Genomic DNA, 16,711 nt, shown 5'->3' on the forward strand with positions numbered 1-16,711 from the left:
GCTCGCCTATCGGACTATGGCATCGACCTCGAGCGGATCTAGTTGAGCAAGCGGGGCTTTTCCAGCCGCGCACGTGTTTCAGCCATCCAATCGTTCCAGGCTCGCTCGTGCTTGACGTAAAGCTCCAGCCAGCGCTCCCCATGTCTGTCCTGGCGGACACGGCGCGCCTCGACAAGCAAATCGGCGCCGGGGCGGGAGCTCGGATTATCCAGCGCTTCGAACTCGACCGTCTCCGAGATCGTCAGCCCGACAAGCACGCGTTGTCCGGCGCCATCGACGATGTAACGCCGCGGCGCATCCTTCTTGGGTTCGCTCATCTCGTCATGCCCCATAGTACCAGTGAGATCCCGCCAGCGAATCGGACGTTGCCTAAAAGGCTCGTCGGGCGTGGCCGAACGTCGAGGTGGGAGTCGGTCCGGTCATTCGGCGCGAGGCGCCGCGGGATGAGCTTGCAGGGCTTCGTTGCACGCGCCAAGCGCGTAGCGCGTATCCCAAGGTGAGGCCAGCGCCGAAAATGAAAGCGGAGAGGAATGCAGAAGTCATAGGAGTCGCCCTAGATAGTCCGGGACTCATCAAGAGCGAGCAGTGTGTCGACATCATGGTTCTTGCCGACTTCGGGCGCCGAAAGATTGTTCATGCCTGACCTCTTACGTGCATGCGGCATAACCTCCCGTGCATCGACCGCTGCGATCAAGATCGCTCTATGAGAGTCACTCTATATAGAGAGATGCCCTCGCGATCCCGATCCGTCCAAAGGCTGCTGCCGTCGAACGGACCTGGCACGCCTTCCCACGAACAGGAAATTTCGGGCCAACCGGCCAATCCATGCCCTTGCAACCATTCGGGACCCGTCGCATTATTTCGCATCTCATATTACGAGGGATTCAATCCAATGACCGTCCGCGCTCTTATTCCATCCATTGCCCTGTCCGCTCTCGGCCTCGCTTTGACGGCATCCGTAGCGCCGGCCGCCGAGCTCGCGCTTGCGCCGGCACATCAGCGGGCGGCCTACGCCCAAACCGGGGTCGTGCTGTGGGATGACGTCTATCCGCCCGCGATCTACGGCCCGCAGCTTCGCTCCGTCGAGGAAGTCGCCGCCATGAAGGCGCAGGCGCGTCCAGTGTCCCAGCGCTGGTGGGGCTATTGGTACGTCAGGTGAGCGCAGGAGCGCTTAGCTAAGAGCCCCCCTGAGAGGCCAGCCACCTTCGACCCAGCGACCTTCGACTACAGACCGCCGATCCACCGGATAGCCGGTGGCGGCGGTTTTTGCTTGGGCGCCTCTCCGAAGCGGGTTCCCTCTTAGGCCAACAGGAAGTTGCCGTTGTGCAGTGTGCCCGTGACATTTTGCAGGCTCACGTCCATATCGCTCGTTCCGTCGCCGTCAATATCGATCTGAAGATAGTCGTTACCCGGCCCGGAATTCTGCAGGTGGGCCGAAGCCTGGTTAGCACCGAGCAGCGCCGCATTCTCCACGTACTCGATGTGACCGCCAGCGACGCTAATGCCCGAGAACGTAAAGCTGTCATTATCGGCGTCGAAATTGTGAATGGTATCCGCAGCGCCGGCGGCGGAATCCGCGGTGCTGACGAAGCGGAAGTTGTCATGGCCCGCGCTGGCGAAGATCTCATCCGCACCCGCGCCGGCAGTGATCGTCGTGTTACCTGACGCATTGCCGATCGTGATCCTGTCGAAATTCGCGGCGGCATTGACGGTTTCGACATTGGTCACCGTGATGTCATAGACATTCGCGTTGAAGTTCAGAGTGTCGTTGCCGCCGCCGAGATCGATCACGTTCGCCGGGCTGCCCTGCAACGTCAGAATGTCGTCCGACGAGCTCCCGTTGAGCAGATTCACGTTCCACAGATTGTCGAGCGAATTGCTGCCTGCGGCGAGATTCAGGACGTTTGCCGTCCCTTCACCGAGATTGACCGACACTCCGGACACGGTGTTCAGAAGCGTGACCATATCGTCCGACGGGTTGAGATTGCCGGTAAAATCACTGCCGTTGAGGTTTTCGACGCCATTGATGCTGACCGAATTCACCCCATTGGCGAGGGACACCAGATCGTTTCCACCGCCCATGTCGATGACGATGCCGTCGACATTGTTCGTCAAGCTGACTGAATTGTCGCTAGAATTGCCGTTGATATGCTCGACGCCGGCCACGGCGAATGCAGCGAAGTTTCCGTTAAGGACGATCGTATCCTCGCCGCCGCCGAGGTCGATCGCGACGCCGTTGACGGCTGCGATCGCGCCGGTGACAGTCAAGGTGTCGTCGCTCGCGGTTCCGTGCACGTGGTTGACGTCGTAGATATTCACGAACGAGTTCGCGCCGGCGGCAAGATTCATCGTATTGTCGCCGTTGCCGAGGCTGATGTTCAGGCCCGTGACAATCGTCGACAAGGTGAGCACGTCGTTGACGCCGGGCGTCACGCCGAAATCGGACCCGCCGACTCCCTCGACACCGATCAGGCTGAGCGTGTTGGCGCCGCCCGCGAGATTGAGCTGATCATTGCCGCCCCCGAGGTCGACGACCAGTCCGTTGGCGGTCGTCGTGAGGTTGACGAACTCGTCGTTGCCGTTGCCGACAAGGTTTTCGACACCCGAGAGATTGAGCGTGTAGCCGTTACCGAAGGTTCCGTTGAGCAAGACGGTATCGCCCGTCCCGGCGCCCAGATTGATCCCGTGTCCGAAGATGTTGGATCCGACGCGAAGATAGTCGTCTCCGGCCGTTCCGATCACGGGTGCCGTGTTAGAGAACTGTTGCGCCGAGAGATCGATCGGACTGCCCGAAACTCCCGACGACAGCAGCACGATGGCGTCGCTGAACTGCAGCGCTTCGACATTGATCAGACTGTCGGTGCCGTCACGGTTCACAACATTGTCTTGAACCTGGATCGATCCCGCCGTCGTCACGGTGTATTGCGATTGCGTACCCGAGAAGATCGCCAAATCGGAGCCGGCGTCGCCGTCGATCGTATCGTTGCCGCCCTGGCCGGTAATGCCGTCGTTGCCGCCGCCTGCGTTGATCGTGTCGCCACTGCCGCCGCCGAAGAAGAACTCGTTATTCGAGCTGCCGAGCAACGTATCGACCTGGTTCGAACCCTGGACGCTGTTGACGCCTCCCGTGATGAAGTCTGCGCCGGCCGCACCGCTCACAATTCCCGTCGAAAGATCGACGGAAACTCCGCCCCCGCTCGCCTGAGAATACGAGACCCGCGTATTGCCGTTGCCGGTGATGGTGTCGTTACCGAGCAGGCCTTCGAACAGGTTGAAGGTGCCGAACGATCCGGCGGAGGTCACGCCGGTGAAGCCCGCGGCATTGTAGGTGTCGTTCAGGTTGCTGCCGGTCGCACTGTTGACGCCCACATAGCTGTCGGTGCCGATCGAGCTGCCACCTGCCGCGGTCCCAGCCTGCAGGTTGATCGTCACCGCATCGGTCGCGCTGGAATAGATGATGCGGGTGTTGCCGTTGCCGGTGATCCCATCGTTGCCAGCCAGGCCCTCGAACTGGTTAAAGTTGCCGTTGTTGCCGACATTGTTGGTTGCGCCGTTCTGGAAACCAACGGCGCCGAAATTCGTAGCCGTGAAGACATCGTTGAACGTGGTGCCCTGGGCACCCTCGATTCGGCGGAACATATCATTGCCGATCGAACCGTCACCGGTCGCGGTGCCTGCTGTGAAGTTGATGGTGACTGGGCCGGTGGAGAAGTAGATGTTATTGTAGCTGATGACATCGAAGCCACCGCGGCCGTCGATGAAGTCGTCACCGGCAAGTCCGGTGAAGGTCTCCGTGGCCGTGGTGATATCGCTGCCGCTGATGGTGTCGTTGAACATCGAGGCCATCACGGCGTTGACGCCGCTGAACGTATCGTTGCCCGTGGACAAGTCACCGCTTGCAGTACCCGCCAGCAGATCGACCGTCACCGCGCCGGTGGCGTTGGTGAATGCAACGCGCGTGTTGCCGTTACCGGTGATGCTGTCATTACCTCCCATGCCGATGAATTCGTTGAAGGTGAGGTTGGAACCGGCATTTTGGCTGCCCCCGCTGAAGCCAACGGCGTTGAAGACGTCGGCAGCGTTCGAGCCGCGCACGGACTCGACCGATCGCAGCGTGTCGGTGCCGACCGTCGCGGCGTCGCCTGTCACGGTTCCCGAGGCCAGCTGAACGTTGATCCCACCCACTGCGGCCGGATCGAGCGCGTAGTCCGCCCGGTCGAAGCCCGCCCGGCCGTCGATGAAGTCATCGCCGGCGCGGCCTTCGAACGTTTCCACTGTTCCTGGGCCATTGGCACTGCCGAGCAGTTGGTCGACAAATCCGGAGCCGACAACACCCGCAAAGCCCGAACCCACCAAGGTATCGGTACCGACCGAAGCATCTCCCGTCGCCGAGTGGGCCGTCAAATCGACGGTCACGCTGCCCGTTGCATTGGCATACGAGATGCGCGTCAGGAGCGCACCCAGGCTATTCGTTGCTCCCGTGATGCTGTCGTTCCCGCCGCGGCCTTCGAACTCGTTGAAGCCCACATTGGTCCCGGCAATACCGGTATCGCCCGCAAAGCCGGTCGCGTTGAACGTGTCGGCGTAGTCGCTGCCCACGATCCCCTCGACGTTCACCAGCGTGTCAGTGCCGACCCCTGGACCTGTCACGGAGCCTGCCGCGAGATTTGCGGTAATACCTCCCGTTGCAGCGACATAGTCGGCGCGGTCGAAGCCGAGGCCGCCGTCGAGCAGATCGTTGCCGTCGAGGCCCTTGAGGCGATCGTTGCCGCCGAGGCCGCTCAGGCTGTCGGCATAGGCGGTGCCGACCAGTGTATTTGCTCCGGCGTCGCCGGTGAGATTCACGCCCTGCCCCAGGATGAAGTCGGCAGCCGTGAGGTTCGACAGCGTCACGTTCAGCAGCGTGAGGGTGTCGCCATTGCCGAAGTTGATGACCGTGTTCGGCCCTTGTTGTGTGGCAAGCGCCTGAATGTCGGCAAGGGTCGAGACACCAGGGATCCCCGTGAGGTCGATCTTGTCGGCGTCCGTCTGCAGGAAGTCGCCGATGGTATCGGCGCCGCCGCCGGTAGCGTAGACAAAGGTGTCTGCACCGATGCCGCCGTTCAGGCCGTCGTTGCCGACACCACCGCCGAGCAAATCGTTGCCGCCGTTGCCGAACAGCTGGTCATTGCCACCAGAACCGGTGATCGTGTCGTTGAAGTTCGAGCCCGCAACGTTGGTCACCCCTCCAATGATGGTGTCATGACCTACCGAACTATCGCCGTCCACAGTACCGTTTGCGAGATTAACTGTCACGCCGCCGGTCGCATTGGCGAACAGCAGCTGCGTGCTGCCGTTGCCGGTGATGAGGTCGTTGCCGGCAAGACCCTGGAACGAATTGAAGCCGATGAAGCCGGTCGCGTCGTAAGTATCGGCGAAATTGCTGCCATAGACGCTGTTGACGCCCGTGAAGGTGTCATGCCCGACCGAGACGTCGCCCGTGACCGAGCCGGCGTTCAGGCTGACGGTGACCCCGCCGGTGGCGTTCGTGTAGAGCAGTCGTGTGTTGCCGTTGCCGGTGATGGCATCGTCGCCGCCGAGGCCCTCGAACTGGTTGAAGGTGCCGTTATTGCCGACATTGAGCGCACCGGCCTGGCCATAGCCCGTCGCCACATAGCTGTCGGCATAGCCCGTGCCCTGAATGCCCTCGATCGAACGCAGGGTGTCGGTGCCAATCGACCCGTCGCCGGTCGCCGTACCCGCCGCCATGTCGATCGCGACGCCACCCGTGACCGTGCTGAGGCTGTTGTAGATGGCAACGTCGAAGCCGGCGCGGCCGTCGATGTAGTCGTCGCCGCCAAGACCGGTGAAGTTGTTGTTGAAGCTGCTGCCCAGCAGGGTATCGGCGAAGGTCGAGCCTTGCACCGCATTGACGCCGGTGAAGCTGTCGGTCCCCTCGGTCGCACCCGTGGCGCTGCCGGCGACCGTGACCGCATTCGTGGTCCCGACGACGCTGGTCTCGAGGTCGACGCTGACACTCGAGGCCGCGATCTGGTAGTTCAGGCGGGTGGAGCCGTTGCCGATGATGGTGTCGTTGCCGCCGGCGCCGGCGAAGTCGTTGAAGGCGCCAGAGGAGCCGACATTGGTCGCCCCGGCCTGACCGAATCCGGTCGCGTCGAACGTGTCGTCGAAATTGGTGCCGCGGGCGGCCTCGACGTTGCGAATCGTGTCGGTGCCGACGGTCGCATCGCCGTTCACGGTGCCCGCGGCGAGGTGAACATAAATGCCCGACGTGGTCGTCGTGTCCGAATTGTAGGTGACCTGATCGTAGCCGCCGCGGCCGTCGATATAGTCGTCGCCGCCGCGACCCTCATAGGTCTCGTAGGTGAAGGCCGCATTGTCGCTGCCGTAGAACGTGTCGTTGGAGGCCGAACCCCAGATCGTCGAGACGTTGGAGAAGGTGTCGTGGCCGACGGAGGCATCGCCATCGGCGGTCCCTGCCCCGATATCGACGGTGACCGCGCTGGTCGCGCTCAGATAGGACAGTCGCGTTACCGCCTGCCCGAGGGCGTTGAGATCGCCGACGACGCTATCATCGCCGCCGCGCCCCTCAAACTCGCTCTGGCCGGCGGCTACGCCGGGCAGACCGGTTGAGCCTATAAACCCGGCCGCGTTGAACGTGTCGGCATAGTTGCTGCCGACCACGCCTTCGATGTTGACCAGCGTGTCCGTCCCGACGCCGGGTCCCGAGATGGTGCCGGCCGCAAGATTGGCGGAGATGCCTCCCGTTGCATCGCCGTAATCGGCGCGATCGAAGCCCTGGCCGCCATCGAGCTGGTCGTTGCCACCGAGGCCTTGCAGGACGTCGTTGCCGCCGAGACCGCTCAAATTGTCGGCATAGACCGTGCCGACCAGCGTGTTCGGATTGGCATCGCCGATCAGGTGAACGCCTGGCGCGAAGATGAAATCCGCAGCAGTCAGGTTCGATAGAGTCACGTTCTGCAGCGTCAGGCTGTCGCCATTGCCGAAATTGATGAACGTGTTCGGTCCCTGCTGCGAGGCGATCGCCTGCACGTCAGCGAGGTTGTAGATGTCTGCGCCCGAAAGGTCGATCTTGTCGGCTTGCGCATGCGAGAAGTCGCCGATGAAATCGGCACCGCCGCCGCTGACATAAACGAAGGTGTCGGCGCCACCGTTTCCGAGCAGATTGTCGGCGCCGCTGCGGCCCTTCAGCGTATCGTTGAAGCCAGATCCCGACACGCCGTTCACGCCGCCGGTGATGGTGTCATGCCCGACCGAAGCATCCCCATTGACGGTGCCGCTGGCGAGGTCGACAACGACGCCGCCGGTCGCATTGGCGAACAGCAGCTGCGTGCTGCCGTTGCCGGTGACGAGGTCGTTGCCGGCGAGGCCCTGGAAGGAATTGAAACCGACGAAGCCGGTCGCGTCGTAAGTATCGGCGAAATTGCCGCCATAGGCGCTGTTGACGCCCGTGAAGGTATCATGCCCGACCGACACGTCACCCGTGACCGAGCCGGCGTTCAGACTGACGGTGACGCCGCCCGTGGCATTCGTGTAGAGCAGTCGCGTGTTGCCGTTGCCGGTGATGGCATCATCGCCGCCGAGGCCCTCGAACTGGTTGAAGGTGCCGTTGTTGCCGATATTGAGCGCACCGGCCTGGCCATAACCCGTCGCCACATAGCTGTCGGCGTAGCCCGTGCCCTGAATGCCCTCGATCGAACGCAGCGTATCGGTTCCGATCGACGCGTCGCCGGTCGCCGTGCCCGCCGCCATGTCGACGCTCACGCCACCCGTGACCGTGCTGAGGCTGTTGTAGATCGCCGTGTCGAAGCCGGCGCGGCCGTCGATGTAATCGTCGCCGCCAAGACCGGTGAAGTTGTTGTTGAAGCTGCTTCCGAGCAGCGTATCGGCGAAGGTGGAGCCCTGCACCGCATTGACGCCGGTGAAGGTGTCGGTGCCCTCGGTCGCACCCGTGGCGCTGCCGGCAACCGTGACCGCATTCGTCGTCCCGACGACGCTGGTCTCGAGATCGACGCTGACGCTCGAGGCGGCGATCTGGTAGTTCAGGCGGGTGGAGCCGTTGCCGATGATTGTGTCGTTACCGCCGGCGCCGGCGAAGTCGTTGAAGGTGCCGGAGGAGCCGACGTTGGTCGCCCCGGCCTGACCGAATCCGGTCGCATCGAACGTGTCGTCGAAATTGGTGCCGCGGGCGGCCTCGACGTTGCGGATCGTGTCGGTGCCGACGGTCGCATCGCCGTTCACGGTGCCCGCGGCGAGGTGAACATAGATGCCCGACGTGGTCGTCGTGTCCGAATTGTAGGTGACCTGATCGTAGCCGCCACGGCCGTCGATATAGTCGTCACCGCCGCGACCTTCATAGGTCTCGTAGGTAAAGGCCGCATTGTCGCTGCCGTAGAACGTGTCGTTGGAAGCCGAACCCCAGATCGTCGAGACGTTGGAGAAGGTGTCGTGGCCGACGGAGGCATCGCCATCGGCGGTCCCTGCCCCGATATCGACGGTGACCGCGCTGGTCGCGCTCAGATAGGACAGTCGCGTTACCGCCTGCCCGAGGGCGTTGAGATCGCCGACGACGCTATCATCGCCGCTGCGGCCTTCGAACTCGCTCTGGCCGGCGGCTACTCCGGGCAGACCGGTCGAGCCGGTAAACCCGGCTGCGTTGAACGCGTCGGCATAGTTGCTGCCGACCACCCCTTCGATGTTGACCAGCGTGTCCGTCCCGACGCCGGGTCCCGAGACGGTGCCGGCCGCGAGGTTGACGGCGATGCCGCCGGTCGCATCGGTATAGATGGCGCGGTCGAAGCCGGAGCCGCCGTCGAGGAGATCGCTGCCGCCGAGGCCCTGGAGGCGGTCGTTGCCGCCGAGTCCGCTGATGGATTCGGCATTGGCGGTGCCGACGAGGTCGTTCGCGTTCTCGTCGCCGACGATCGGCGCGGCCGGCGTGCCGAACAGGAAATCGCTCGCCGTCAAGCTGCTCAGATTGACGTTCTGAAGCGTGAGGCCGTCACCCGAACTGAAGGTGATGACCGTGTTGGGGCCGCTCTGCACCGCGTGCGCTTGCAGGTCGGAGAGGCTAAAGATGCCGTAGACCCCGGTCAGATCGAGCTTGTCCTGGCCATGGACGAAGTCCTGGACGAAGTCGAAGCCGCCGCCGCTCGAATAGACGAAAGTGTCCGCACCGGCGCCACCGCTGAGGAAGTCGTTACCGGATCGACCATCCAGGGTGTCGTTGCCGTTGCTGCCGGAGAGACCATCGTTGCTCGCGCTGCCGACGATGGTGTCGTTGAAGTTGGACCCCAGAACGTTGAACACGCCACCGGTGATGATGTCGTGGCCGACCGAGCCGTCGCCATCGGCCGTGCCCGCGGTGAGGTTGATGCTCACACCGCCGGTCGCGTTGCCATACTGGATCTGCGTATTGCCATTGCCGGCAATGGTGTCGTTTCCGGCATTGCCCTGGAATGTGTTGAAGTTCGCGTTGGCGCCGGTGAAACCCGTTGCATCGTAAACGTCATCAAGACTGCTGCCCGTGGCGCTGTTGACGCCGGTGAACGTGTCGTGACCGGTCGAGCCGTCACCGGTTGCGGTGCCGTCCGCGAGATTGATGGTCACCCCGCCGGTCGCGTTGGCGAAAATCAGGCGCGTGTTGCCGTTACCGGTGATGACGTCGTCACCACTCAGCCCTTCGAACTGGTTGAAGGTCCCGTTGTTGCCGATATTGGCCCCACTCGCGCCGTAACCGGTCGCGTCGTAGGTGTCGTCGAAGTTGGTGCCCTGAATGCCTTCGATCGAACGAAGTGTATCCGTGCCGTTCGACGCATCGCCGGTGACGATGCCGGCCGCCATATCGACGGTGATGCTTCCCGTGATGAAGAAGATGTTGTTGTAGGACGAGACGTCGAAGCCGCCGCGGCCGTCGATATAATCGTTGCCGGCAAGGCCGGTGAATGTGTCGTTGGTCGCCCCGCCCAGCAGCGTGTCGTCGAACATCGATGCCTGAACGGCGTTGACGCCGCTGAATTGGTCGGTTCCGACGGATGAATCGCCGGTGGCAAAGCCCGTGACAAAGTCGACCTGGACGCCGCCCGTCGCGTTGTTGAAACCGAGCCGCGTGAAGCCGTTGCCAGTGATGAAGTCGTCGCCGCCATTGCCGGTGAACTCGTTGAACGTCCCGTTCGAGCCGGCATTGACGCTGCCCGAGCCGAAACCGGTGGCATTGTAGGTATCGGCGAAGTTGGTGCCGCGGATCGCCTCGATCCCGCGCAACGTATCCGTTCCGATGGTCGAATCGCCGGTGACAGATCCGGCGGCGAGATTGACCGTAATTCCAGTCGTGGTGTTCGGATCGACATTGTAGTCGACGCGGTCATAGCCACCGCGGCCGTCGATGTAGTCGTTGCCCGCAAAGCCCGAATACACCTCCGCGGTGAACATCGGATTGTTGCTGCCCAAAATGGTGTCGTTATACGCAGAGCCCCAGACGCCGTTGAAGCCGGACCCGACGAGCGTGTCGTGACCGACCGATGCATCACCCTGCGCATAGCCGGCGGCGAGATCCACCGTCACCGCCCCGGTGGCGCTGACATAGGAGACGCGCGTCAGCTCCGCACCCTGGCTGTTGGTGTTGCTGATGATGGTGTCGTCACCGCCTTTGCCTTCGAACTCGTTGTAGCCGACGGGGCTACCCGGGACATGGGCGTCGCCGGTGAAGCCCGCCGCGTTGAACGTATCGGCAAAGTCGCTGCCGATGGCAGCTTCGATGTTGACGAGGGTGTCTGTTCCCACGCCCGCGCCGGACGCCGTCCCGGCCGCGAGGTTGATCGTGACGCCGCCGGTTGCGTCGGTATAGACGGCGCGATCGAAGCCCGGGCCACCGTCGAGGATGTCGTCACCCGAGCCGCCGCCGAGATAGTCCTTGCCGGCGCCGCCAAAGAGGATGTCGTTTCCGTCACCAGCGCTGATGCGATCGTTGCCGTCCTGGCCGTCAATCAGATCGTTGCCTGCTCCGCCCGAAAGCAGGTCATCGCCGAGCGAGCCGAACAGGGCATTCCCGACCGGGGTCAGCACGGCATTCGAAACCTCCGTGTCCAGATTTTCGACAAAGCGGTCTGTGAGCTGATCAATCGATTGTTGATCCGAAAAATCGGTCGCAGCCAACTGGTCGGCGGCCGCGCCTTGAGCGACCTGACCGGCCTGCGCCAGTTCCGTGACGTTCGTGGCCCCCTGAATGCTGTCGTTCGCGGCAGCAACCACCTCGATAACCGTCGCGGCCGCCGCCGCGTCGACGCCGGAGGACGTGACGACGCTCTGAACCGTTTCTGAAGAGGCCAGATCGAAGACGGGCGCGCCGGGCCCACTCAGGGAGGCCGTAATGGCGGTTGCAATGGCCGTAATGACCGCGCCCGTCTCCACGCCGACGGCCGACACCTGGGCGACGGTGCTTTGGACCTGGATGGCTGCCGCGAGCACCGCCGTTGCCGTCGGATCGCCATTCACCGCAGCGGGCACCGGATCGTACGACAGCAGGTCAATGGGGTTGGCGGGATCAGAGGCGAGATCGACGTTGAACGCGGCCGCAATGGCGTTGATGGCTTGGTCCACCGTCAGCGGGTGCTCGTCGTTTGCCGTGCTATCGACCAGCGCAACGATCAATGTCGTCAGCGGAGTGATGACGGTGGAGCCCTCCGGCGCCCTCAGCACGCCGGCGACCTGCAATCCCGTCGAGATATCGACACCGCCGATACTCACGAGTGGACCGGAGCCGCCCGCCAACGTAAAGCTGCCGTCAGCCCGCGTCGTCGTGTACGCTTCGCCTGCGTCAAGTATTCCGTTGTTGTTCGCGTCAGCAAATACGGTGGCGCCGCCGATATAGCCGTCGATATCCAGCGCGTTGATCTCGTTGGCACCGGACGTCACGGTCAGCGAGAGCTGGGCCGAACTCACCGCCTGATGAACGCCGTCGTCGGAGACGGCGGTGACTTGCAGGGTGAACGGATCAGCGCTGCCGACGGCGTGGTTCGGGATCAGAATGACGTTCTGAATGGAGTCGCCCGTCACGAGCCAGACGCCGTCCCCGATCGCTGCGCCGTTCTGGACCGTAAAGCTCGACGGAACCCCGTCGATCTTCACCGACAAGGTGCTGCTCTGGTCGACCTTATCGGCGGCAATGTGAAGCGTGATGTTTCCGTCGGCGGCGCCCGATGAGTCCTGAACGCTTAGATTCGGCGCGTCCTGCGCGCCATGGATATCGAAGCTGATGTTCTTGGTCGTGCCGTCGACGGACGTGACGGTGAAAGTCTCCGTCCTGGTGTCGTTGGCGCCGAGATGCTGAATAGCGGCGTTATCGACCGAATAGGTGTAGTGGCCGTCGGCCAGCAGCGTCACCGTGCCGAAGTTACCTGGTGCCGTGATCTCGCCGGCCTGGAACGCGGCCTGGTTCTGGTCGGCATCGACGATGGACAGCTGCCCGGACGCTGTCAGCTGGCCGTCCTCGGTGACGTCGTGATCGCCAACAATGCCGATGGTCGCGCCGTCGTCCTCGCCGTGGATCGTGAACGTGACGTCCTTGGAGGTGCTGTCCTGAGAGGTGACCCTGAACGTATCGATCTTGGTTTCGCCGGCTCCGAGATATTGCGCGGCGTTGTTGGCGACGGTGTAGGTGTAGCTGCCGTTGGCCGAGAGGTTCAGCGTGCCGAGATTGCCCGGCCCTGTGAGCACGCCGGCCTGGAACGACGACTGGCCCGCATCCGGGTCGCTGACCGAGATGCTGCCCACGGCGGTCAGATTCCCGGCGTTGTTCGCCGCAAGGTCTTCCGTCACATCGGCGATGGTGGGATCGCCGATCGTCGCCGCGTGATTGCCGCCGGCCGGGCCATGAACCGTGAAGCTGACCTGCTTGGTGGTGCCATCGACAGCGGTCACGGTGAAGGTGTCGACCTTGACGGTGCCGGCCGCCAGATTATGTGCAGCGCTTTCGGCCACGACGTAGACATAGCCGCCGTCGCCCGACAGCAGCAGGAAGCCGAGATTGCCGGCAGCGGAGCCAACGGCCGGCTTGAACGCCGCTTCGCCCTGATCAACGTCTGTGATGCCGATGCTGCCGGACGCGGTGAGCACGAGCGCGGACGGATTGTCGTAGACGTCGTGAACCGTGGCTGTACCAATCACCGCGGCGTCATTGACGCCCTTGATGACGAAAGAGACCTGCTTGGCCGTGCCGTCGAACGACTTGATCGTGAAGGTTTCAACCTTGGTGTCGCCCGCACCGAGATATTGCACGGCGCTGTTGGCAACCGAATAGCTGTAGGTGCCGTTGGCATTCAGCGTCAGCGCGCCCAGATTGCCCTGTCCCGTGATCACGCCGGCTTGGAACGCGGACTGGTTCTGGTCGGCATCCGAGATCGAGATCGTGCCTGACACCGACAGCGTCGGCGTGCTCGCGTCTTCGGTGACGGTGGTGAAGGCAGGCGCGCCGATCACGGCGGCGTCGTTGGTGCCGTGAACCGTGAAGGAGACCTGCTTGGCCGTGCCGTCCAGCGCGCTGATCGTGAACGTCTCGACCCTGGTCTCGCCGGCGCCGAGATATTGAACGGCGCTGTTGGCGATCGAATAGGTGTAGCTGCCGTCGGCTTTCAGGGACAGGGTGCCGAAATTGCCCACCGCGGATACCACGGTCGTCTTGAACGCCGATTCGCCCTGATCGACGTCGGAGATCGCGATCGTCCCGGTGAGCTTCAGGGTCGGATTGCGGGAATCCTCGGTGACATCGGCAGCCGAGGGTGTGCCGATGATTGCGGCATCGTTGGCGCCCTGGATCGTGACGGTCGCCGTCGCCGTTGATGTCAGGCCGGCGCTGTTGGTTACGGTATAGGTGAAGGTCTCGCTCGCGGACTGGCCGGCGCGCAGCGACTGGAACGCCACGCCCGGCGTATAGGCGATGTTGTGGCCGTCGGCGGCGATGCTGACCGTCCCCAAAATTCCCTGCGTGTTGACGGAGGTGACGCGCAGCGTCCCGCTCGCGGGGTTGGTGTCATTGGCGAGCACGTTGATCGCGGTGGCGCCGGCATCCTCGCCGATCGTGACCACATCGGCATTGGCGACCGGTTTCTGCACGAGCGAAACCTGGAAGACGGCGTCGTTGTAGTCGGCGTCACCCGGCGCGGTGTAGGTGCCGTTGGACCTGCGCGTCGCGGCGGTGTCCTCCCAGGCGATGGTGCCGGTTGCGCCGTCGGCGGTGTCGCCGGCGAGCTTGGCTGCCGTCTGCTGGCTACCCGTGACCGAGGAGGCATAATCGACGCCGCCCGCGTTCTTGGAGGTCTCGGTGAACAACGCATTGGCGCCGGCGCCCCTGAGCAGGTCGGGCTTGCCGGCAACGTAAATGACGTTGCCGTTAGCATCGACATCGGCGACCGCCCAGGTGCCGTCCGGGAGCTTGATAACCTTGATGGCGCCGGAGAGATCGTCGGCATCGTTGCGGCCCGGCGCCGCGCCGTCCGGAATGAGGAAGAACTGGATCTTGCCGAGATCGGCGGTGTTTACCGCGAAGTCGACATAGGAGACACCGGGGGTGAGGGCGCCAGCCCCTTGCGAATCCGCATTTGCAAACAGAATTCCGCCGAGCCCTGTTGAGCTGTTGTACCAACCAAAGGTGTTGCGATAGGCCGCGGACTCCGAGACAAAACTGGCGCGCAAAATCGTCTGGTCGCTCATGGCGAGCCCCCCTTTAACGTTCTGATGCTCAAAAATTCGCCGTCAGCCCAACGGCGCGAGTTGGAAATGAAATGGTCTTGTTATGGTTGTATCGGGTATCGATTCGACGAGGCGTCGTTGCCCGACGTCGAACGGCGAAGTCCTGTCACGGAGCGACGAAGGACTTCTGATAATTGCAAATTGTTTCCATTGTTGCGTGACTGCGTCAAGACAGCACAGCTGCTAACCTTAAGCGCGGTGTGAATCGAACTGCGCAGCGGAGAAAGCGCGCGTCCCAGGTTTGCGATTGCGCCCGATTTCGGCAAACCAGGATATCGAAGCGTTGCCGAATTGCAGCACAATACGGGATGGAATGAAGCGATCGCCTTGCCTCCCCGGCTGGCCTTGACCAGATCGCTTAAGCTGCCGAGAAAATGGATTGCGACCGTTGATAGCGCGGCTGACCAATTCGCGCCGCGCCTGCCAACGCGAACTGCGTCACTCTGACGCGCCCAGATATCCCCGCAGATCGATATCGGGAGCCGAAAGCCGTCGCCGAGATCCGACTGACTCAAGCAAAGCAATGTCATCTCAATTCCTGGTGCGGCAAATATTCCTCCTCCATGGAATAGCGCCGGCACATCTGGACGCATGACCCGAATGGGTCATTCCGGTCCGGGCGCCGCCGCCTCCCGCAGCCATCCGCTAGACTTTCGTCAAGTGCGATTTTTCAGGAAAAACAGGCAAGGGGGCTTGCTTCGAGCCGCCTCCTCACGAAGCATCGCCGGTCAGGGAAACGCATTCCAGGGCCTCAAATGTCGGGGACTTGCATGCATGCAGCAGGGATGCATGCGGGCTCGCAACGAAATGCGTGGGGTTAGGCGGAGGGGGCCGCGCTTGAAATTCGACAAAATCGACGATGCCGAGCTGTCGAAGGTCCTCAATCGACTTGGCGAAGCCGCCGTGAATCCGGAAGCATGGCGCGACATCATGGATGACATCTGCAAGGCGGTGGGCGCGTCGGCGGCCCTACTCCTTCAAAGCGATATCCGGACCCCGGACGTTCCGCGCACGGCGTCGATTGCTGAGGCCACCGAGCTCTACTTCAGGAATAACTGGCACCTGAGGGACCCGCGCGCCAAGGCTTTTCCGCGCATGATGGCGGGCGAGGTCGTGACCGACCTCGATGTGATGACCCCGGAGCAGATTCGCGCCGATCCCATGTACAACGAGTTGCTGTTTCCATCCGGATATCGGTGGTTTGCCGGCATCGGCTTTTGGGCTGACAGCGCAGCGTGGGCATTGACGATCCAGCGAACCGGCCGCGAAGGCGCATTCGAGGCAGCCGACAAGCAACGGCTTGCCCAACTGGCGCCGCGCCTGACCGAGACGGCCACGCTCGCGACGGTCGTCGGCAGGGCCGCACTCACCGCGATGACCGATGTTCTGGACCGGGTCCGACAGCCCGCGTTGATCCTCAATCGGGAAGGAATGGTCCTGCGCACCAATGCGGCAGCCGAAGCTGGGTTCGACAACGAGATCCGCATCAGGGAGCGGCGCCTCATCCTTCGCGACAAGCATGCGATGACAAGGCTCGATCAGCTGATCAGCGCGGTGCGCTCCACGCCGGACGCCTCCGCCATCCCCGCCTCTCCGATCCTTATCCGCCGGACGACAAAGCCACCGGTCGTCTTGCGGATCCTGCCGGTGGACGGCGCGGCGCGCTCCGTCTTCCTCGGAGCCCGCGCCATGCTGATCCTGTCCAACCTCATCCCACGCCCGGCGCCGGACCCGGCGCTGATCGGCCAGGCCTTCGATCTCACCCCGGCGGAATCCCGCCTGGCCGCCCTGCTTGCAACCGGCGCATCGCTCGCCAGCGCTTCCGAGCACCTGCGCATCTCGCGCGAAACCGCCCGCAACCACCTCAAGTCGATCTTCTCGAAGACAGGCGCGCACCGCCAGACGGAGCTGGTCAGTCTTGTTTCTCAACTCGCTTGATTTGCAT

4 protein-coding genes are annotated in these 16,711 nt (G+C 63.0%); 2 read left to right on the forward strand and 2 right to left on the reverse strand.

What is annotated here, in order from left to right; translation table 11 throughout:
* Nucleotides 1-38 precede the first annotated feature (38 nt).
* On the reverse strand, nt 39-317 hold the full coding sequence (locus GA0061098_RS10040) for a hypothetical protein (RefSeq protein ID WP_038972575.1): 279 nt from the start codon (nt 315-317) through the stop codon (nt 39-41).
* A gap of 575 nt (nt 318-892) precedes the next feature.
* Here GA0061098_RS10040 and GA0061098_RS10045 point away from each other — a divergent pair.
* Nucleotides 893-1,159 carry a hypothetical protein gene (locus GA0061098_RS10045; RefSeq protein WP_091956179.1) on the forward strand — a complete coding sequence of 89 codons (267 nt, stop codon included), beginning with the start codon at nt 893-895 and terminating at the stop codon, nt 1,157-1,159.
* A 140-nt stretch (nt 1,160-1,299) separates the two neighbouring features.
* Here the strand turns inward: GA0061098_RS10045 and GA0061098_RS44835 are convergent, their stop codons facing one another.
* On the reverse strand, nt 1,300-14,727 hold the full coding sequence (locus GA0061098_RS44835; protein ID WP_091956180.1) for a beta strand repeat-containing protein: 13,428 nt from the start codon (nt 14,725-14,727) through the stop codon (nt 1,300-1,302).
* An 876-nt stretch (nt 14,728-15,603) separates the two neighbouring features.
* Here GA0061098_RS44835 and GA0061098_RS10055 point away from each other — a divergent pair.
* Nucleotides 15,604-16,704, forward strand: coding sequence for a helix-turn-helix transcriptional regulator (locus GA0061098_RS10055; RefSeq protein ID WP_091956181.1), 1,101 nt, complete (start codon nt 15,604-15,606; stop codon nt 16,702-16,704).
* Nucleotides 16,705-16,711: the final 7 nt, after the last annotated feature.

It is taken from the genome of Bradyrhizobium shewense (assembly GCF_900094605.1).
GTDB lineage: Bacteria > Pseudomonadota > Alphaproteobacteria > Rhizobiales > Xanthobacteraceae > Bradyrhizobium > Bradyrhizobium shewense.

What these genes read in the sequence shown, in the direction of transcription:
- GA0061098_RS10040 (WP_038972575.1), bottom strand. Translation starts at nt 317, where the DNA reads ATGAGCGAACCCAAGAAGGATGCGCCGCGGCGTTACATCGTCGATGGC.
- GA0061098_RS10045 (WP_091956179.1), top strand. Translation starts at nt 893, where the DNA reads ATGACCGTCCGCGCTCTTATTCCATCCATTGCCCTGTCCGCTCTCGGC.
- GA0061098_RS44835 (WP_091956180.1), bottom strand. Translation starts at nt 14,727, where the DNA reads ATGAGCGACCAGACGATTTTGCGCGCCAGTTTTGTCTCGGAGTCCGCG.